Origin of the sequence: Streptomyces sp. NPDC058045 (assembly GCF_042885635.1) — a bacterium.
Classification (GTDB): Bacteria; Actinomycetota; Actinomycetes; order Streptomycetales; family Streptomycetaceae; genus Streptomyces.
In genome coordinates this window covers 76830-94869 of the sequence record NZ_JBHVRR010000015.1, presented here as the reverse complement: position 1 = coordinate 94869, position 18040 = coordinate 76830, and the positions used below count along the sequence as shown (strand labels likewise).

23 protein-coding genes are annotated in these 18040 nt (G+C 71.6%); 6 read left to right on the top strand and 17 right to left on the bottom strand.

Translation table 11 applies throughout. The features are described from left to right. The first annotated feature begins 156 nt into the window (after positions 1-156). Positions 157-756, top strand: a complete 600-nt coding sequence (locus tag ACFVST_RS12505) for an SCO3374 family protein (protein ID WP_390149633.1) — start codon at positions 157-159, stop codon at positions 754-756. On the opposite strand, the gene ACFVST_RS12500 is transcribed toward ACFVST_RS12505, so the two are convergent. The 10 genes from ACFVST_RS12500 to ACFVST_RS12455 all read right to left on the bottom strand — a co-directional run bounded on the left by ACFVST_RS12500 (position 729) and on the right by ACFVST_RS12455 (position 8792). Continuing rightward, positions 729-1067 carry an Lsr2 family protein gene (locus tag ACFVST_RS12500; protein ID WP_390149631.1) on the bottom strand — a complete coding sequence of 113 codons (339 nt, stop codon included), beginning with the start codon at positions 1065-1067 and terminating at the stop codon, positions 729-731. The two genes, ACFVST_RS12505 and ACFVST_RS12500, sit on opposite strands and share 28 nt — an antisense overlap. 222 nt (positions 1068-1289) lie before the next feature. Beyond that, positions 1290-1820, bottom strand: coding sequence for an amino-acid N-acetyltransferase (locus tag ACFVST_RS12495; RefSeq protein ID WP_390149629.1), 531 nt, complete (start codon positions 1818-1820; stop codon positions 1290-1292). A gap of 9 nt (positions 1821-1829) precedes the next feature. Continuing rightward, the gene (locus ACFVST_RS12490; RefSeq protein WP_390149686.1) at positions 1830-2255 is read right to left on the bottom strand and encodes a BlaI/MecI/CopY family transcriptional regulator; all 426 of its coding nucleotides are present in this window, start codon (positions 2253-2255) and stop codon (positions 1830-1832) included. Positions 2256-2389: 134 nt separating this feature from the next. After that, positions 2390-2572, bottom strand: coding sequence for a hypothetical protein (locus ACFVST_RS12485; RefSeq protein ID WP_390149627.1), 183 nt, complete (start codon positions 2570-2572; stop codon positions 2390-2392). A 13-nt stretch (positions 2573-2585) separates the two neighbouring features. Continuing rightward, positions 2586-3182 carry a hypothetical protein gene (locus tag ACFVST_RS12480; RefSeq protein WP_390149625.1) on the bottom strand — a complete coding sequence of 199 codons (597 nt, stop codon included), beginning with the start codon at positions 3180-3182 and terminating at the stop codon, positions 2586-2588. A 122-nt stretch (positions 3183-3304) separates the two neighbouring features. Next, entirely contained in the window at positions 3305-4102 is a 798-nt protein-coding gene (locus ACFVST_RS12475) for a type III pantothenate kinase (protein ID WP_390149623.1), read from the bottom strand. 1 nt (position 4103) lies between these two features. Further along, positions 4104-5111 carry a carboxylating nicotinate-nucleotide diphosphorylase gene (gene nadC / locus ACFVST_RS12470; protein WP_390149621.1) on the bottom strand — a complete coding sequence of 336 codons (1008 nt, stop codon included), beginning with the start codon at positions 5109-5111 and terminating at the stop codon, positions 4104-4106. 5 nt (positions 5112-5116) lie between these two features. Continuing rightward, positions 5117-6853, bottom strand: a complete 1737-nt coding sequence (locus ACFVST_RS12465; protein ID WP_390149620.1) for an L-aspartate oxidase — start codon at positions 6851-6853, stop codon at positions 5117-5119. Beyond that, positions 6850-7848, bottom strand: coding sequence for a pantoate--beta-alanine ligase (gene panC, locus ACFVST_RS12460; protein WP_390149618.1), 999 nt, complete (start codon positions 7846-7848; stop codon positions 6850-6852). The genes ACFVST_RS12465 and panC overlap by 4 nt, the downstream gene beginning before the upstream one ends. Further along, the gene (locus ACFVST_RS12455) at positions 7845-8792 is read right to left on the bottom strand and encodes a Rossmann-like and DUF2520 domain-containing protein (protein ID WP_390149616.1); all 948 of its coding nucleotides are present in this window, start codon (positions 8790-8792) and stop codon (positions 7845-7847) included. The genes panC and ACFVST_RS12455 overlap by 4 nt, the downstream gene beginning before the upstream one ends. Before the next feature lie 172 nt (positions 8793-8964). On the opposite strand from ACFVST_RS12455, the gene ACFVST_RS12450 reads away from it, so the two are divergent. After that, positions 8965-10194: a threonine aldolase family protein gene (locus ACFVST_RS12450; RefSeq protein WP_390149614.1), complete on the top strand. Its 1230-nt coding sequence runs from the start codon at positions 8965-8967 to the stop codon at positions 10192-10194. A 34-nt stretch (positions 10195-10228) separates the two neighbouring features. On the opposite strand, the gene ACFVST_RS12445 is transcribed toward ACFVST_RS12450, so the two are convergent. From ACFVST_RS12445 to ACFVST_RS12435, 3 genes are all read right to left on the bottom strand, one after another. Next, entirely contained in the window at positions 10229-10936 is a 708-nt protein-coding gene (locus ACFVST_RS12445; RefSeq protein WP_390149613.1) for a response regulator, read from the bottom strand. A gap of 102 nt (positions 10937-11038) precedes the next feature. Continuing rightward, positions 11039-11887, bottom strand: coding sequence for a helix-turn-helix domain-containing protein (locus tag ACFVST_RS12440; RefSeq protein WP_390149611.1), 849 nt, complete (start codon positions 11885-11887; stop codon positions 11039-11041). A 10-nt stretch (positions 11888-11897) separates the two neighbouring features. Next, positions 11898-12650: a DUF6879 family protein gene (locus tag ACFVST_RS12435; protein WP_390149609.1), complete on the bottom strand. Its 753-nt coding sequence runs from the start codon at positions 12648-12650 to the stop codon at positions 11898-11900. 217 nt (positions 12651-12867) lie between these two features. Here ACFVST_RS12435 and ACFVST_RS12430 point away from each other — a divergent pair, with 217 nt between their 5' ends. Both ACFVST_RS12430 and ACFVST_RS12425 read left to right on the top strand, forming a co-directional pair. Further along, on the top strand, positions 12868-13371 hold the full coding sequence (locus tag ACFVST_RS12430; protein WP_390149607.1) for a hypothetical protein: 504 nt from the start codon (positions 12868-12870) through the stop codon (positions 13369-13371). A gap of 82 nt (positions 13372-13453) precedes the next feature. Further along, complete coding sequence (locus tag ACFVST_RS12425; protein WP_390149605.1) at positions 13454-14146, top strand: class I SAM-dependent methyltransferase; 693 nt, start codon at positions 13454-13456, stop codon at positions 14144-14146. 38 nt (positions 14147-14184) lie between these two features. Here the strand turns inward: ACFVST_RS12425 and ACFVST_RS12420 are convergent, their stop codons facing one another. From ACFVST_RS12420 to ACFVST_RS12410, 3 genes are all read right to left on the bottom strand, one after another. Next, positions 14185-14391, bottom strand: coding sequence for a DUF397 domain-containing protein (locus ACFVST_RS12420; RefSeq protein WP_390149603.1), 207 nt, complete (start codon positions 14389-14391; stop codon positions 14185-14187). A gap of 198 nt (positions 14392-14589) precedes the next feature. Further along, positions 14590-14796 carry a DUF397 domain-containing protein gene (locus ACFVST_RS12415; protein WP_390149601.1) on the bottom strand — a complete coding sequence of 69 codons (207 nt, stop codon included), beginning with the start codon at positions 14794-14796 and terminating at the stop codon, positions 14590-14592. 15 nt (positions 14797-14811) lie between these two features. After that, entirely contained in the window at positions 14812-15675 is an 864-nt protein-coding gene (locus tag ACFVST_RS12410) for a helix-turn-helix domain-containing protein (protein ID WP_390149599.1), read from the bottom strand. Positions 15676-15889: 214 nt separating this feature from the next. On the opposite strand from ACFVST_RS12410, the gene ACFVST_RS12405 reads away from it, so the two are divergent. Both ACFVST_RS12405 and ACFVST_RS12400 read left to right on the top strand, forming a co-directional pair. After that, positions 15890-16372, top strand: a complete 483-nt coding sequence (locus ACFVST_RS12405; protein WP_390149597.1) for an ATP-binding protein — start codon at positions 15890-15892, stop codon at positions 16370-16372. Beyond that, positions 16369-16737 (top strand): hypothetical protein, encoded by a 369-nt coding sequence (locus ACFVST_RS12400; RefSeq protein WP_390149596.1) that lies wholly within the window; start codon positions 16369-16371, stop codon positions 16735-16737. The genes ACFVST_RS12405 and ACFVST_RS12400 overlap by 4 nt, the downstream gene beginning before the upstream one ends. A gap of 74 nt (positions 16738-16811) precedes the next feature. On the opposite strand, the gene ACFVST_RS12395 is transcribed toward ACFVST_RS12400, so the two are convergent. Next, positions 16812-18008, bottom strand: a complete 1197-nt coding sequence (locus tag ACFVST_RS12395) for a sensor histidine kinase (protein WP_390149595.1) — start codon at positions 18006-18008, stop codon at positions 16812-16814. Positions 18009-18040 lie beyond the last annotated feature (32 nt).

The following is an 18040-nucleotide window of genomic DNA, read 5'->3' as shown; positions in this document are numbered from 1 at the left end:
GCCACCGACAGTCCATGCCCGGCGCACCCCCGCCCTCCGCTATGGGCGAACAACATTTATGTCCGGCAAGGGATACGGAACCCATCACTCCGCACCGAACGTGTATTCCTCTGCGCGGTGCGTAACCCCGCTGAGCCGGGGTGAGTTGGCCCCGGCATGACACCCAGGGTCCCCACGCCGAGGAGCGCGCCTGAGTCCACGGGTCCGGTGGAGCGCTGGTACCGGCGGCTCGGCTGGACCTCGGTCACGGTCCCCGGCACCGGCGGCGCGACGCCGCTGCGGCTGGCGGCCGGGCTGCGTTTCGATGTGCTCGAACTGCCCGCCGAGGCCGGCTTCGCCGTGCTGCGGGCGCTGCGGCCGCGCTGCCCCGTCGCGCTCCAGGACGACACCGTGCGGCTGCTGGTCGCCGTGGGCGGTGCGGACGAACTGCCCGGCCTGCTGGCCTGGTTGGAGTGGGGCGAGCTGCCGCTGGGGCTGACCGCGCTCGGGGCCGGCGGGTGCATGGATGCGCCGCTGCCGCCCGGTCCGCATCCGCGGGGTACGTCCATGGGGCAGGGGGCCGCCGTCTGGTTGCGGCCCCCCGAGCCCGGGTCCCCGGTGGAGGCGACGCTGCCCGCGCTGCCGTCACCGGCCGCGCCGCACCGCCCCACCGCCGGCCCCGATCTCGTACGGCTGGTGACCACCGCCGCGACGCAGTGCCACCGGGTCGGGCTGCGGGGCCGGGGTGCTCAGCGGTGGGCGTCCTCGTATGCCTGACGGATGTTGGCGGGGACACGGCCGCGGTCGTTGACCTCGTAGCCGTTCTCTTTCGCCCAGGCGCGGATCTGCGCGGTGTCCTGGCTGGACCCGGACGAGGCGGCGCGCGCCTTGCCACGGCCACCGGCACTCCGGCCACCGGTGCGGCGGCCGCCCTTCACATAGGCGTCGAGCAGACCGCGCAGCTTGTCCGCGTTAGCAGTAGTGAGATCGATCTCGTACGTCTTGCCGTCCAGTGCAAACGTTACGGTCTCGTCCGCCTCGCCGCCGTCGAGGTCATCGACAAGAAGGACCTGAACCTTCTGTGCCACCGTATTTCCTTTCATCGATAACGTGCGGGTCGGTGCGCGGCGCGGGCCGCTGTTTCGCCGTCCCCTTGTTATATGCAGTGCTGCAGTACGTCAGAAAGCAAACCGCTTTTCCCGGGAAAACACAAACCCTTGGCAGAGGCCGCCCGCTCAAGGGGCCCGGAAACATGCGCGTTTCGGACATAGGGCACTCGGGCAGAGTGACCGCGGGAATGCCGAGAGCGATCACAGATGCAGAAGCATCCGGCTGTTGCCCAAGGTGTTCGGTTTCACCCGTTCGAGACCGAGGAACTCCGCAACACCCTCGTCATAGGAACGAAGGAGCTCGCTGTACACATCGGTGTCGACAGGTGTCTCGCCGATCTCCACGAAGCCGTGCCGGGCGAAGAAGTCCACTTCGAAGGTGAGGCAGAATACGCGCCGCACTCCGAGCCAGCGTGCGGTCCGCAGCAGCTTCTCCAGCAACTGATGACCCACGCCCGCGCCTCTGACCTCGGGAACCACCGCGATCGTACGGACTTCGGCAAGGTCCTCCCACATGACATGGAGTGCGCCACATCCCAGGATCCGCGCGTTGTCATCCCGTTCCGCGACCCAGAACTCCTGGATGTCCTCGTAAAGCGTGACGGTCGCTTTGTCGAGCAGGATCCCATCGTCCACGTACGAGTCGAGGAGGCGGCGGAGCTCCGGGACATCACTGGTCCTGGCCCGGCGGATGGTGAGGGCATTTGCGGGGACTTCGGGCTCTGCTGGCATGTCCGGACGCTATCGCCCGTCCTCCGCGGAGCCGGAAGCGGGGTTCTCCACAGGGCCGCCGCTCTCTTGGCTCTCCGCACTCTCTTCCGGTCCCTGCACCACCCGCATCGCATCACGGAGTGCCTCCCGCTGCTGCGGCGACATCATCCCGAAGAAGGCGACGAGTGCGGCCGCCGGGTTGTCGCTGCGCTGCCAGGCTTCGTTCATGAGTGCGGCGGCGTACGCGGCTCGGGTGGAGACCGCTTCATATCGATAGGCGCGCCCTTCGGCTTCCCGCCGCACCCAGCCCTTCTGGTGGAGATTGTCCAGAACGGTCATCACGGTGGTGTACGCGATGGAGCGTTCCTGTTGGAGGTCTTCCAGGACTTCCCGAACGGTCACCGGGCGGTTCCACTTCCAGACCCGCGTCATCACCGCGTCTTCGAGTTCTCCCAGGGGGCGTGGCACACCAGCACCCTAGTAGCTGAAGTGCCGCATAAGACAACGAATCGTCGCTGAAGGGACAAAAAAGACAGGCGGGGCCGCGGCGGGCACTGCCGCGGCCCCGCCTGTCCGGGGCGTCCTGCGTGTCAGGCGGTGGGCGTCTCGCCGGTGGCCTGGCGGGTGCCGTCGGCGCGGGCGAGCGCGGCGTCCACGGCCGCGTCCTCCTTGGCCTTGTTGGCGCCGCCCTGGTTCTTGACGATCGTGACGATCAGCCAGGTGAAGAGCACGGCCATGACCACCGGGGGCACGAGTGCGGAGACGTAGTCCATGGCTCCAGGTTACTCAGCCCGCGGCGCGCTCCTGCGGGGGCTCCTGCTCGGGCTGGACGGGGCGCCGCTTGGGCGGGAAGACCTCGGCCGGCGTGGGGACCGGGCGGTCCGGCTCCGGTCGCTTGGGGTGCTCCGGGCGCTCTTCGTCGTCCCGGTCGTCCTGGTCGCCCTCGTCGCCCTGGTCGCGGCCGCCGGGCAGGGCCAGCAGCCGGCGGCGGGGTACCTCGGCCCGGCGGGGCACGGGGGCGTGGCCGCAGCGCTGGAGCAGGGCGGCGGCGGAGGTGTTGCCGCGCAGGGCGCTGAGGGCGGCGAGGTCGTCGGGGCCCGGCCGGTAGCCGGCCTCCAGGGCGTCCTTGAGGAGGGCGAGGTAGCCGCTGGTGCTGCCGGGGAGCGCGGCACGGTAGCGGGCCAGGTCGGCGAGGAGGAACGCGCGGTACCGGGCGCCTTCGTGGGCGGCCTCGTCCACGGCCTCGGCCAGGCGGCGGCAGGCCTGGGTGTCCTCGGCTCGCGCGGAGCCGGGGTGGAGGGCGAGGGCGAGGGCGCGCCGCAGCACACGCAGCTCGGCCGCGCCGAACGCCATGCCGCCGTGGGAACCGTAGGGGGTGGGCATGGGCGTGACGATAAATCCCGTTCGCGGCAAATCGCCCATATCACCCTCTTTCCGGCGTGGCTCTCCGGGTGACCCGTGCGGGTGGCCCGGAGAGCCCGACCGGGGGCTTCCGGGCGCTCCGGCTACCGGCGGGCGATGTTGCGTTCGTAGACCAGGCGGAGGCCGATCAGGGTCAGCCAGGGCTCGTGCTCGTCTATGACCTCGGACTCGCCGAGCACCATCGGGGCGAGGCCGCCGGTGGCGATCACCGTGACGTCGTCCGGGTCCTCCGCCAGCTCCCGGGCCATTCTGCGCACCACTCCGTCGACCTGGCCGGCGAAGCCGTAGATGATGCCGGACTGCATGGCCTCCACGGTGTTCTTGCCGATGACGCTGCGCGGGCGGGCCACCTCGATCTTGCGGAGCTGGGCGCCGCGTACCCCGAGTGCGTCCACCGAGATCTCGATGCCGGGGGCGATCACGCCGCCGGTGTACTCGCCGCGGGCGGACACCGCGTCGAAGGTGGTGGCGGTGCCGAAGTCCACGACGATGGCGGGGCCGCCGAACATCTCCACGGCGGCGACCGCGTTGATGATGCGGTCCGCGCCGACCTCCTTGGGGTGGTCGGTGAGGATCGGCACCCCGGTCTTGACGCCCGGCTCCACCAGGACCGCGGGTACGTCGCCGTAGTAGCGGCGGGTGACCTCGCGGAGCTCGTGCAGGACGGAGGGGACGGTGGCGCAGATGGCGATGCCCTCGATGCCGTCGCCGAGTTCCTCGCCGAGCAGGGGGTGCATACCCATCAACCCCTGGAGCAGGACAGCGAGTTCGTCCGCGGTGCGGCGGGGGTCGGTGGAGATGCGCCAGTGCTCGACGATCTCCTCGCCGTCGAACAGGCCGAGCACGGTGTGCGTGTTGCCCACGTCGATGGTCAGCAGCATGTCACTCAGCTCCCGCCGCGGTGTCGGCGTCCGCGTCCCGCAGGTCGAGGCCGATGTCGAGGACGGTCGCGGAGTGGGTGAGGGCGCCGACGGCCAGGAAGTCGACACCGGTCTCCGCGTAGGCGCGGGCGTTGTCCAGGGTGAGGCGGCCGGAGGACTCCAGGAGGGCGCGGCCGTCGGTGAGGGCCACCGCCTCCTCCGTCTCGACGGGGGTGAAGTTGTCCAGGAGGATCAAGTCGGCGCCCGCGTCGAGGACTTCGCGCAACTGGTGCAGGGTGTCCACCTCGACCTCGACCGGCACCTCGGGAAAGGCGTCCCGTACGGCTTCGAAGGCGGCGGCGGTGCCGCCGGCCGCGATCACATGGTTGTCCTTGACCAGGGCGGCGTCGGAGAGCGACATCCGGTGGTTGAGGCCGCCGCCGCAGCGCACCGCGTACTTCTCCAGGGCGCGCAGGCCCGGGGTGGTCTTGCGGGTGTCGCGGACCCGGGCCCGGGTGCCCTCCAGGGCGTCGGCCCAGGCGCGGGTGGCGGTGGCGATGCCGGAGAGGCGGCCGAGGAGGTTGAGGGCGCTGCGCTCGGCGGTGAGCAGGTCGCGGGTGCGGGTGGTGACGCTGAGCAGCGGCTGCCCGGCGGTGACCCGCTCGCCGTCGTCGACGTGCCGTTCCACCGCGAAGTCGTCGGTGGCGACGACGGAGACGACGGCCTCGGCGATCCGCAGCCCGGCGACCACGCCGTCCTCGCGGGCGGTGAAGTCGCCGGTGGCGACGGCGGTTTCGGGGATGGTGGCGACGCTGGTGACGTCCACTCCGTGGTCGAGGTCCTCGGCGATGGCGAGGTGGGCGAGGTCCTCGACGAGGACCGGGTCGAGGCCCGCCTCGGCGAGGAGCGCGGCGAGCGCCGGGTCGAGCCCGCACTCCGGCTCGGCTGCCCCGGCGCCGGCCGCGCAGCCGCAGCCGTCGCCGCAGCCGTCCGGGCCGGACGGGGCGAGGGGAAGGTCGGGGGTGCTCACGTGGGTCACTGCTCCTGGGGGCGGGAGTGGGCGGAGTGCGGGGGTCGGGTGGTGGCGGGGAAGGCGGCCGAGTCCGTGGTGGATGTGGCGAGGGAGCGGTCCGGGCGGAGGGTGACCACGATATGGCGGCGCCAGGTGCCGTCCGCGCGCTCGGGGTGGTCCTGGCGCCAGTGGCAGCCGCGGGTCTCCGTACGCTGCCGGGCGGCGGCGACCAGGACCCGGGCGACGCACAGCAGATTGGTCGACTCCCAGGTGGCGACGCCCGGTTCGGCCGTGCTGCCGTGCTCGGCGAGGTGCCGCCGGGCGTCGTCGTGGAGTTGCTGGAGGCGGGCGGCGGCGCGGTCCAGGGACTCGGCGGAGCGCAGGACGCCGGCTCCCTCGGTCATGATCCGCTGGATGGTGTGGCGGGCCTCGGCCGGCAGCAGCGGGTGGGCCGGGGCGGGCGGCGGCTCCGGGACCGCGGCCCGTGCCGGGTCCGCGGCGGCGGTGACGTCCTCCGCGATCCGCTCCGCGAACACCAGGCCTTCCAGCAGGCTGTTGGAGGCGAGGCGGTTGGCGCCGTGGACCCCGGTGCAGGCGACCTCGCCGCAGGCGTAGAGGCCGGGCACCGTGGTCCGGCCGTGGCGGTCGGTGCGTACGCCGCCGGAGGCGTAGTGGGCGGCGGGGGCGACCGGGATCGGTTCGGTCACCGGGTCGATGCCGTGGGAGCGGCAGGCGGCGAGGATGGTGGGGAAGCGCCGCGCCCACATCTCCGCCCCGAAGTGCCGCCCGTCCAGATACATATGGGCGGCGCCCTGCTCCCGCATCCGCCGGGTGATGGCCTTGGCGACGATGTCGCGGGGGGCCAGCTCCGCCAGCTCGTGCTGCCCGAGCATGAAGCGGACGCCGGCCGCGTCGACCAGGTGCCCGCCCTCGCCGCGTACCGCCTCCGAGACCAGGGGCTGCTGGCCGGCGGCGTCCTGGCCGAGGTAGAGCACCGTGGGGTGGAACTGCACGAACTCCAGATCGCTGACCTCGGCCCCGGCCCGCAGGGCGAGGGCCACCCCGTCGCCGGTGGAGACCGCGGGATTGCTGGTGGCGGAGAAGACCTGGCCCATTCCGCCGGTGGCGAGGACCACGGCGGGGGCGTGCACCGCGCCCACCCCGTCGTGCTGTCCCTCCCCCATGACGTGCAGGGTGACTCCGGCGGTACGGCCCGCGGCGTCGGTGAGCAGGTCGAGGACGAGGGCGTTCTCCACGGTGGGGATGGCGCGGGCGCGTACCGCGTCGACCAGGGCGCGGGAGACCTCGGCACCGGTGGCGTCGCCTCCGGCGTGCGCGATCCGGGAGCGGTGGTGGCCGCCCTCGCGGGTGAGGGCGATACCGCCGGTGGTGGGCGAGGTGTCGAAGCGGGCGCCGGTGTCGATGAGGCGGTGCACCGCGCCGGGGCCTTCGGTGACGAGGGTGCGTACCGCCTCCTCGTCGCAGAGGCCGGCGCCCGCGACCAGGGTGTCGTCCAGGTGCTGGCCCGGGGTGTCGCCCTCGCCGAGGGCGGCCGCGATACCGCCCTGCGCCCAGCGGGTGGAGCCGTCGTCCAGGCGGGCCTTGGTGACGACGACGGTGCTCAGGCCGGCGGCGGAGCAGCGCAGCGCGGCGGTGAGCCCGGCTATGCCGGAGCCGACGACCACCACGTCCGCGGTGCGGGCCCAGCCGGGGGCGGGGGCGTGCAGCCGTATGCCGGTGGGGTGGGGGGTGCCGGTCACTGGGCGGCTCCGAAGACGAGGGGGAGATTGTCGATGAGCCGGGTGGAGCCGACGCGGGCGGCGACGGCGAGGACCGCTTCCCCGGTGTGGCCGTCGGTGATCTCGGTGAAGTCGGCCGGGTCGACCAGGGCGAGGTAGTCCAGCTCCAGCGGGGGGTCGAGGCGGGCCGCCTCGTCCAGTACCAGCCGGGCGGCGGAGCGGACCCCGGCCGGGCCGCCGGGCGCCGCCTGTGCCAGGGCGTGCGCGTCGGCCGCGGCCCGGGACTCGCCCAGGGCGTTCAGCCCCTGGGCGCGGGCGGCGCTCGACGGGGCGAGGGCGGCGCGGGCCCGCAGCGCCTCCTGCGCGGCGTGCCGGTCCTCCCCGGCGAAGAGGGCCTGGGAGAGGGCGAGTGCGGTACGGCGCTCGGCGGGTGAGAGGTAGCGGTTGCGGCTGGAGCGGGCCAGCCCGTCGGGCTCGCGGGCGGTGGGCACGGCGACGATCTCCACCGGGAAGTTCAGATCCCGCACCATCCGCCGGATCAGGGCGAGTTGCTGGGCGTCCTTCTGCCCGTAGAGCGCGGCGTCGGGCGCGGTGAGGTGGAGCAGCTTGGCGACGACGGTGAGCACTCCGTCGAAGTGGCCCGGCCGGGAGGCGCCCTCCAGCCGGCCGCCCGTCGGACCGGCGGCGATGGTGACCTGGGGGGTGCCGCCCGGGTAGACCTCCTCCGCGGACGGCGCGAACACCACGTCGGCACCGGCCTGTTCGGCGATCTCCAGATCGGCGTCGAGGGTCCGCGGATAGCGGTCGAGGTCCTCGCCCGCGCCGAACTGGAGCGGGTTGACGAAGACGGTGACGACGACCTCGCCGGAGCCGCGCGGGCCGGCCAGGGCGCGGGCGGCGCGTACCAGGGAGGCGTGGCCCTCGTGCAGGGCGCCCATCGTCATCACCACGGCGCGGCGGCCGGTGCGGGGGCGGGCGCGCAGTTCGTCCGCGGTGTGCAGCAGGGCGCAGGTCACGTCCCGTCTCCTTCGGTGTCGTCGCCGGTGGGGCCGTTGCGGGTGCGGCGGGCGAGGACGTCCAGCAGGTCCTCGGCCAGCTCGGGCCTGAGCAGGCCGTGGGCCAGGGCGCGGTCGGCGGTGGCGCGGGCCATGGCGAGGTATCCGTCGACGCTGCCGGGGGCGTGCTCGCGCAGCTCGGCGATGTGCGCGGCGACGGTGCCGGCGTCACCGCGGGCGACGGGGCCGGTGAGGGCGGCGTCACCGGAGCGCAGCGCGTTGTCCAGGGCGGCGCCAAGGAGGGGGCCGAGCATCCGGTCGGGCGCCGAGACACCCGCGGCGCGCAGCAGCTCCATGGCCTCCGCGACCAGGGTGACCAGGTGGTTGGCGCCGAGGGCGAGGGCCGCGTGGTAGAGCGGGCGGGCCTCCTCCTCGATCCACTCGGGCTCCCCGCCCATCTCGATGACCAGCGCCTGCGCGGCGAGCCGCAGCTCCTCCGGCGCGGTCACCCCGAACGAGCAGCCCGCCAGCCGCTGTACGTCGACCGGGGTGCCGGTGAAGGTCATCGCGGGGTGCAACGCCAGCGGCAGCGCGCCCGCCCGCAGCGCCGGATCCAGCACCCGGGTCCCGTACCGGCCCGAGGTGTGCACCAGGAGCTGGCCGGGGCGGACGGCGCCGGTGGTGGCGAGGCCCTCGACCATGCCGGGCAGGGCGTCGTCCGGGACGGTGAGCAGGACGAGGTCGGCGCGGTGCAGGACCTCGGCGGGCGGCACCACGGGCACCTCGGGCAGCAGCGCCGCGGCCCGGCGCACGGAGGCGTCGGACACCGCGGAGACGGCCACCGGGTGGTGCCCGGCGAGTCGCAGCGAGGCGGCGAGCGCGGGGCCGACGCGGCCGGCGCCGACGACGCCGACGGACAGGCGCGCGGGGCGCTCGCCCGGGTCGGACGGGGGTGTGGTGGTCACTGGACGACGGCCTTCCGTTCCAGTCCGCTCGGGGTACCGGACGATTTCTCGTCATGTTAACGCGATCGGCCCCCGGCACCGCGACCGTCCACAGCCTGTGGACAGCGCCCCCGCGCCTCCGCCGCCCCGGAATTCGGTGGGCGCCCCGCCGCCCGTGGGACATCATCGGGGCATGACGGGCACCGAACACAACGACACCGCGCATGAATCCGGCCATCGGGAACGGGCCATCGCACCCACTCCGGAGAGCACGGACATACCCGACGAGACGGCGGTCCGCCGAGCTCGCCGACAGGCCGCGATCCGCGCCGCCGACCGCGTCCTCTCCCGCCCCTCACTCACCGCCACCCTCGGCCAGCGGCTCGACCAACTGACCTCCGCCGCACCGGAGTTGTACGACCTGGACCAGCCGGTCGACGTCTACGGGGACGGTGTGGTGGAGGCGCTGGAGGAGAAGGTGGCCGGGCTGCTCGGCACCGAGGCCGCCGCCTTCTTCCCCACCGGCACCATGGCCCAGCAGGTCGCCCTGCGCTGCTGGGCCGGGCGCACCGGCAACCGCACGGTGGCGCTGCATCCGCAGTCCCACCCCGAGGTCCACGAGCGGGAGGCGCTGGCCACCGTCAGCGGACTGCGCACCCTGCACCCCACCGAGGCGCCCCGGCTGCCCACCGCGGACGAGATCCGCGCCGTGGATGAGCCCTTCGGCACCCTGATGCTCGAACTCCCGCTGCGCGAGGCCGGGTTCGTACTGCCCACCTGGGAGGAACTGACCGGGGTGGTGGCCGCGGCCCGGGAGCGGGAGGCGGTGGTGCACTTCGACGGGGCGCGGCTATGGGAGTGCACCGAGCACTTCGGCCGCCCGCTGCCCGAGATCGCCGCCCTCGCGGACAGCGTCTACGTCTCCTTCTACAAGTCGCTGGCGGGCCTCGGCGGCGCCGCGCTGGCCGGCCCGCTCACCCTCGTCGAGGAGGCGCGCGCCTGGCGGCACCGGTACGGCGGGCAGATCTTCCAGCAGTTCCCCACCGTGCTCTCCGCCCTGGCCGGCCTGGAACGCGAACTGCCGCGGCTCCCCTGGTACGTGGCCCAGGCCAGGCGGGTCGCCGCGGCACTGCGGGACGGCTTCCGCGAGGCGAGCGTGCCCTGGTCCCGCGTCCACCCCGAGGTGCCGCACACCCATGAGTTCCAGCTGTGGCTGCCGTACGGCGTACGGGAGTTGGAGGACGCGCTGGTCCGCCAGGCCGAGGAGACCGGCACCTCCCTCTTCCGCTACTGGAAGTCCCCCGGCCCGGCCGGTCTCGCGGTCACCGAGGTCGCGGTGACGGAGGCCGGTATGGACTGGACGGGGGACGAAGTCCGCGCCGCGGCACGGGAGTTCGTGGAGCGGATCCCGGGGCGGCCATGACGGTGGCCGGTCGGCGGGTGGTCCGGTCGGCGGGTCAGCCGGTGCCGCCGCCCGCCCGCACCAGGCCCGACTCATAGGCGAGAACCACCACCTGGACCCGGTCCCGCAGCCCCAACTTGGTGAGAATACGGCCCACATGGGTCTTCACCGTCGCCTCCGAGAGCACCAGCCGGGCGGCGATCTCCCCGTTCGACAAGCCGTGCGCCACCAGCACCATCACCTCCCGCTCCCGCTCGGTGAGCCGCTCCAGCCCCTCGTGCCGCGGCGGCTGCCCACTGCTCGGCAGCATCGGCGCGAAGCGGTCCAGCAGCCGCCGGGTGGTGGACGGGGCGACCACCGCGTCCCCGCTGTGCACCGCCCGGATCGCGGCCAGCAGCTCCCCGGGCGGCACATCCTTCAGCATGAAACCGGAGGCCCCCGCCTTCAGCCCGGAGAAGGCGTACTCGTCCAGATCGAAGGTGGTGAGGATGAGCACCTTCGGCGGATCCGGCCGCTGGTGGATACGGCGGGTCGTCTCCACCCCGTCCAGCTTCGGCATCCGCACATCCATCAGCACCACGTCCACCGCGGTGGACCGCAGCGCCTCCAACGCCTCCACCCCGTCCCCCGCCTCGGCCACCACCTCCATATCCGGCTGAGCAGCCAGCACCATCCGAAACCCGGTCCGCAGCAGCACCTGATCGTCCACGAGCATCACCCGCACGCAGGGACCCCGCCGGCCACCGTCACTCTCACCACTCATACGCCCAGCGTACGAACTCCCCGCCCCACCCGCGGCCCCCGAGAGGCGGAGGCCGGGGGCGGGGGGCTCCTCCGCTGGGAGGAGGGGGGCGGTGGGGGCGGCCTAGAGAGTGAGGGCGCGGCGGGCACGGCTGATCACGTTCTGCGCGTCGGCCCCGTACACCGCCGACTCGCGCAGGGCCTCCCAGACCCGTAGGTACGAGGTCACCGATTCCGCGTCGTCCAGCCACATCTCCGCGTGCCAGTCCTCCGTGATGACCAGCCGGTCGTCCAGGATCCAGAACCCGTTGGCGGTGGGAATCCTGAGCGGGGCGCCGAGCGGGACGACACCCAGTTCGACGGTGTCCATGCCGATCACGCCCGCGAGCCGGTCGAGTTGGGCGAACAGGACCGGCGGCGGGCACACCAGAGCGTGCAGAGCGGCCTCCCACACGAGTGCCCGCAGGCGCCGCCCACCCCGGTAGAGCCATTCCTGGCGTTGTACGCGGGCCCGTACAGCGGCGTCCGTGTCGGGGGCGGAACCCTGCAGACGCGCGTAGCGGTGGAAGATGTGCCGGGCGTATTCAGCGGTCTGCAGCAATCCCGGAACGACCGCCTCCTCCCACACATGGATGACTCGGGAGCGGTCGACTTCGACGTTCCAACCATCCTGAACGGGCCTGTGACCGGCGGCGAGTTGCCGACGCCAGGATCGTATGTGCGACTCGAATCCACGCAGGCGCGCGGCCAGCTCCTCGAACGCTTCCGGCTGTCCGACCCCTTCGGCCCAGGCCCGGAGATCTTCTTCCGTGGCGGTCTGCCGACCGCCCTCCAGCTTGTACACCTTGGAGTGCGGCCAACCGATCCGCTGGGCGAGCTGAGTCCCGGTGAGGCGACCACCAGCGGCCGAGAAGCGCATTTCCCTCAGCCGCGCACCAAGGGCCTCGCGGGCCTGCTGGTAGTCCGTACTCACCGACGCTCAGTCAGCCCTGGGATTCTAGTCGCGCCGTGAACTCGTCGTAGGGGACGGAGGTGTGAACGGCGGCGTCCCGGATCTGGCAGTAACGGAGGACCGCCGCCGGTTCCGTGATGACCTCCACATCTTGGAAGACATCGGCGTCGTCGAAGCGGAGGATCGCCACGAGTCGGGAGTCGAACAACCAGAAGTCCTCCCCGGGGAGTTGGGCCCGGTCGGCCTCGTCCCGCCACAGATTCCGTACGTCCTCCCCGGTGGCCGCGTTGCAGCGCGCGTAGGAGAGCAGGAACCGCTGCCCGTCGGTGGGCGGTCGGTCAACGACCCGCACCCGGCCGACGTACTTCCCGGCCGCCGTCTGCCGCCGGATGTTCCGGCACCACTCGCTGTCGATGTCCATGAGGGCCTCGCCGGTCTCCAGGAACCGGGCGTACCCCTCGTCCTCCCGGTCAGAGGCGTATCCGCGCCGGGTCTCCAGATGCCAGGCCGAGTGCTCGAAGTGGTGGAAAAGCCGACCGAACTCCTCCAGGCCGATCAGCCGGGGCACCCGGTCCACCTCCTTGGGCCCGTGGTTGACCAGCAGTTCGCGGGGCACCGCCACCGCAGCATCATGCGGCCCGAAGTGCTTGAGCTGGTCGATGTCCTCGGGATCTGTCAGAGGAGGCCCCTGGACGATGATCTCCCCGCTGTCGAGGTCTTCATGAACCGCCGGGCAGCCGCCGTTCTTGCTGTCGGTGCCCCTGAAACGCAGTCGTCGCGCCATGAGTCTGTGCCCCTTCCTGCCGGCTCGGGTCTCACTCAGCATTGCCAGGCTCGGTGCACGGCACTACCCGGTGAGGACACCGTCGCGGGACCACACGAGAACATCCAGACAAGCACCGAGAACATTCGAGAACACTCCATGGCTGCCGTCAATGCCGCATCGATACCTTCCTTGCCGACTCAACAGGCAACAGGCACTCACCACTTCAGGAGGCACAGTGGCCACTGCACTCGGCGAGCAGCCCGTCAGGACCCTCACCCGCGACCCCGAGCTGATCCTCAACGCGGTCGCCCCGCACATCACCGAGCTGACCACCAACGTGTTCGACTCCGGCATGAGTCTGTGGGACCGCGAGATCGCCCTGCTGCTCCGCGACCACACCATGGTCCGCGACATGGCGGAACGCATCCTCGGCAACGCCGTCATGTACGTCATGGGCTCCATCCAGAATCCGGACGTCCACCTCGGCGTCGGGAAGCTGGTGGACATCGGGGTCCACCAACTCATCCTGGACACGCCCGTCTGGTGGGGCATCTGCCGCCGCTACAACGGCGGTGCGTTCAAGCACCACGCCCCGTTCATCGAACGCCGCCGCGACGGCCTGTGCCTGCGTACCGGTGACTTCCTCAAGTCCCAGGGCTGGGACATCGACGCGGAACTCTGGGCCGTCGACGGCGCCGACTGCTCGCCGTGCGACGACAAGGTCCCCGACAGCCACTGACCCCGCCCGCTACCCTCGCCCCGCCCCACCGCACACCAAGGGGCGGGGCTCCCCCACACCCACGACCCCCTGAAGGACCCCCGTGCCCGTACCCCACGACATCGCCGCCGAGACCGCCCTGTGGGACACCTACGCGGAGTCGGCGTTCAAGGACGACGCCGAACCGTGCTTCGGCTGGACCCAGTACGCCGGGCACGGTCCCGGCCCCGAACTCCTCGGCAGCCCCGGCAGCGTGCTGGAGATCGGCTGCGGGACCGGTCGCGCGCTCGCCCACCTCGCGGGGAGCGGGGTGAAGGCGCGCGGTGTCGACCTGTCACCGGTCATGGTGCGGAAAACCACCGAGCGGTGGGCGCACACCGGCGCGGAGTTCGTGTGCGGCGAGGTCCTGGAGGTGCTGGCGGACGACACGCAGACCTACGACGCCGTCTACTCGATCTTCGGCGCGGCCTGGTTCACCGACCCCTCCCGCCTCTTCCCCCTCGTCCGCCAACACCTCACGCCCGGCGGCCAGTTCGTGTTCTCCCAGCCGCCCGCCATCCCCGGCGCCTACGGCCCGCAGGGCATGTACAAGGGCGGCTTCGCAGGCAAGGCCCAGTTCACCTACCGCTACAGCTACCGACCCGCGGTCTGGGAACGCCACCTCCTCCGCGCGGGCTTCGCCACCGCCAAAGCCAACGTCCTGGACGCGCCGACACCGGGCCACATCGGCACCCTGATCGTAACCGGACAGGCACCTGCGCGCGGGGCCGCCACCGCTCCCGGCGGGGAAGGCTGAGCCGGAGCCCCGACGAGCGGGAGAATGGTGAACTCCCTTCAGTCAGAGGGCAGTTCGCCAATCTTCACCATCCTGGCGAACGAGGCCCATGCCACTGTCCCGAACATGAGGCAGGGGCCTTCGGGGGTCTTCCTGTCGCGCACGGGCGTGATGCCGGGGACGCTGTCGGCTACCTCGACGCAGTCGCCGCCCTGCCCGCTGTAGCTGCTCTTGCGCCACACGGCATTGACAAGGTCGTACAGCACTCCGCACACCTTCCTTCTGACTCGGGCCGTCTCCACCCAGGCTCGGCCAGCAACCCGGCGTCTACGCCAAGCGCGGCCACAACGGCCTGAAGGTGCAGGCACATCGAGTGGAACCGTCCCACACACGCGAGAGCCCCCGACCCGGCACGAGTCAGGGGCTCCCTCCCACGGTCTTGACGTGGGGCTCTCGAACTCTCCTCAGACCGAGGGCAGTTCGCTGTCCTTCACAGTCCTCGTGAACGAAGCCCACGCACTCACCCCGAACACAAGGCAGGGGCCTTCGGGGGTCTTGCTGTCGCGGACGGGCATGACGTCCGGGAAGCCATCAGCTACCTCGACGCACTGATTATTGCCGCCGCTGTAACTACTCTTCCGCCACACGGCGTTGGTGAGGTTGTACTGCACTACGAACACCCTTCCTCAGATTTTTGCTTGGGCAAGCTTAGCCAGCAGGTCAGCGCTCTCGTTCGGTCCTGCGGCGATGGCCTGCAGGTGCTCGAACCTCGACTTGTAGTGCCGAAGCTCGTCCTCGGTCTCCAGGAATACGTCGCCAGCCTGAGAATCCACGTAGACCAGCTCGGGATCGGCAGCATCGGGAAAGTCCATGTGGACGAAGCTGCCCGACATGCCCGCGTGAGCCCCCTTGTCGAAGGGGATCACCTGAAGCGTCACATGCGGTTCTTCCATGAGCTGAAGCAGATGCAGCAACTGCTCCCGCATCACTTCGCGTCCACCCACTGCGCGCCGGACGACCGCCTCATCGACAATCGCCCAGAACCGCAGCGGGTTCTCCTTCGTAAGCAATGCCTGTCGATCCATACGCGTCTGGACTCGCTGCTCCACACCTCGCTTGCTGGCGGTGGGCAGCGCACCCTTGATTGCCGCGTAGGCGTAACGCTCGGTCTGGGCAAGGCCCGGGACAAACATGGATTCATAGTTGCGCACGGTGCGCGCCTCGGACTCGAACCCGATGTACGCCGTGTACTCCTCGTACAGCTCCGCATGGAAGGGCCGCAGCCAGCCCCGGTCATTGGAGCCGCTCTGGATCGCCAACAGGTCGGCTCGCCGCGAGTCGGTCGCCTCGTAGAGATCGAGTAGGGCGATCAGGGTCCGCTTCTGGGGTTTGGCGCGGGCCTTCTCGATGCGGTACAGCGTCGCGGCGTTGATCCCCTTCCGCTCCGTGACCTCCTCGCGGGTCAACCCTGCCGCCGCACGAAGTCGGCGTAGCTCGGCGGCCAGTCGCCGAAGCCTGACCGTCGGGGGAGGTTGTCGCTTCTCCGGCACAGTGCGGGTCCCTTCGCTACCTCGGTGCTACGGCGAGTGTGGGTGACCACCGGGCCGCAACTCAACTCTGTTCGAACACATGGCAGTAATTCGCAAGGCTTGCATTCTATCGGTAGGCGAGAGCACACTAGGCCTATTCCTGCTGTGCGTACCAACACGGTTGCGCGGCAATCGACTTGACGTGCCATCACCCGCTCCCCCAAGAGGTTGAGCCATGCTCGAAAGCACCGCACCGACCGCACCCGCAACCGCAACCACACCCGCAACCGCAACCGCCGCACCGACACCCGTCCCCGGCAGGGCAGTTGCGCATCAGTTCCCCCGGCACCGCCGTAACGTCGGCCGCGCCCGCGAAACCCTTCGGGATCAGCTCGCCGCATGGCACGTAGACGGTGAAGTCACCGACACCGCGGTCCTGTTGCTGTCCGAGCTGGCGACCAACGCCGTCGCGGCGAAGGCGCCCCGGGACCGCGAGTTCCGGGTCCGTTTCGAGTTGACGGGCCGGGAGTTGTGTCTCGCGGTTGAGGACGCGAGTGATGAGAAACCGGCACCGCGGGACGCGGGGCCCGACGACGAGTCGGGTAGGGGGCTGGCCCTTGTGTCCGCACTGGCCGACTCCTGGGGCGTCGCGCCCCGTACCGGCGTAGGCAAGACGGTGTGGGCGCGGCTGCTGCTGCCGGAGGTGGTGCCGTCGTGACGCTGCTGCGAGAAGCCCCTGCATGGGGCCGGGTCCGCGGTACTTACAGCGCCCGTCTCCTCGCCCACACCCCCGGCGGCGCCCGCGTCCCCCTCGGTGAACACCGCACCGATTCCCCGAGGTTGGCCCTGCGCTGGCTCCGCACCCGCGCCCAGCACGTCGCGGACCAACTCGCCCCTCCGTACGCCCGCCACGTACGGGCATGGGCGGCCGACGCGAACGAACACGCCTGGGCTCTGGACCACGTGGCGCACGGCGAGCCGTACGCCTTCCTGGCAACAGACGAGGACGGCACCCGCTACGTCTTCACCACACAGACCGTGGCCTCACAACTCCCGCCCGCCGCACGCAAGTTCCACACCTGAGAGCCCCACCGGAACCCTGTGGTCACGCGACAGTGGCGAGCCGTTGGCGGGGTCACGGAGGGGCTCAAGCCCCCTCAAACCCCCGGTTTCAGCGGCAGCAGCGCGCTGATGCGGAAGCCGCCGCCGGGGCGGGGGCCGGCGTCGAGGGTGCCGCCTACCATGCCGACGCGTTCGCGCATTCCGATGAGGCCGTGGCCGCGGCCGTCGGCGCCGCCGTCCTCGTACAGCTCGTGGGGGGCGCCCTTGCCGTCGTCCTCCACCAGGAGGCCCAGGCCGTCGTCGAAGTAGACGAGGCGGACGCTGGCGCCGACGCCGGAGCCGCCGTGTTTGCGGGTGTTGGTGAGGGCTTCCTGGACGATGCGGTACGCGGTGAGCTCGACGCCGCTGGGCAGGGGGCGGGGGGTGCCCTCCACCTTGAAGTCGACGGGCAGGCCGGACACCCGTACCTGCTCGATGAGTTCGTCGAGCTGGTCCACGTCGGGCTGGGGCACGTACTCGCCGCTCTCCTCGGGCTCCCCGGTGCGCAGTACGCCGAGGAGGCGGCGCATTTCGGCGAGGGCCTGGCGGCCGGTGCCGGAGATGGTCTCCAGGGCCTTCTTCGCCTGGTCGGGCGCGGCGTCCATGACATAGGCGGCGCCGTCGGCCTGGACCACCATCACGGAGACGTTGTGGGCGACGACATCGTGCAGCTCGCGGGCGATCCGGGCGCGTTCCGCGGCCACCGCCACCTTGGACTGGGCCTCCCGCTCGCGCTCCAACCGGGCGGCGCGCTCCTCCAGTTGGGCCAGATAGGCGCGGCGGGTGCGCATCGAGTCGCCCAGTACCCAGGCCAGCGCGAACGGCACGATGCCGAAGGCGGTGACCAGGACGGCGCCGAGGGGACCGCTGCCGGTCTCGGCGGGCCAGCGCAACTGTGCCAGTGGTGCCGCGCAGAGGCCGCCGGCCAGCGCGAGCCGGGAGGCCCAGCGCGGGCCGTCGGCGGCCACCGTGTAGATGATCACCAGCATGGCGAAGTCGGCCGCCATGACCTGGGTGTCGAAGACGAGCTGGGCGACACCGGCGGCGGCGGCCAGCATCAGCATCCACACCGGCATCCGCCGCCGGAGCGCGATCACCGCACCCAGCGTGAGCAGGATCGGCACCGCGGCGGCGGGCGACCCGACGTGCGTCGTACCGCTCATGCTCACGACGGCGACCCCGACCACGAAGACAGCCCAGAAGGTGTCGACCCCGGTCGGGTAGCGGCGGAGGAAGGCGTAGACGCGCTGCACACGACCAAGCGTAGGTACGGCTTCGCGGCCGG